1 protein-coding gene is annotated in these 372 nt (G+C 35.5%); it reads left to right on the forward strand.

The genetic code is table 11. The annotated features are described in order from the left end of the window. Positions 1-31 precede the first annotated feature (31 nt). Positions 32-372 (forward strand): RepB family plasmid replication initiator protein (locus AC056_RS20000; RefSeq protein ID WP_416224623.1); only part of this gene is annotated, 341 nt, incomplete at its 3' end.

The following is a 372-nucleotide window of genomic DNA, read 5'->3' on the forward strand; positions in this document are numbered from 1 at the left end:
CCTACATAGGAAAGGTTATATGAGGCTTATCGTGAAGACAGTAACGGGATTAACGAAAGTTAGACATAGAAATGAAGTTGGGGTAACTCTTGCATCCCTTTCCCTTTCAGCAAAAAGAGTGCTTTTTCTGGCTCTTTGCCAGATTGATACAAAGGAAATGTTAGATGATGATATTTTGGAGGTTGATGCTGACTTTTTTTCAAAAGCTACTTCTTTAGATAAATATGCCTCTTATGCAGCTCTGAAAGAGGGAGCTAAAGATCTTTCTTCAACTACGTTAGTTTTAAACAGAGATGATTTAAAAAATTTGGCTGATGAACTTGGGATACTATCATCTAAGAATAAAATACCTGATCGCTTGGATTTAAACTT

Source organism: Acinetobacter genomosp. 33YU, assembly GCF_001990725.1.
Taxonomy (GTDB): domain Bacteria; phylum Pseudomonadota; class Gammaproteobacteria; order Pseudomonadales; family Moraxellaceae; genus Acinetobacter; species Acinetobacter seifertii.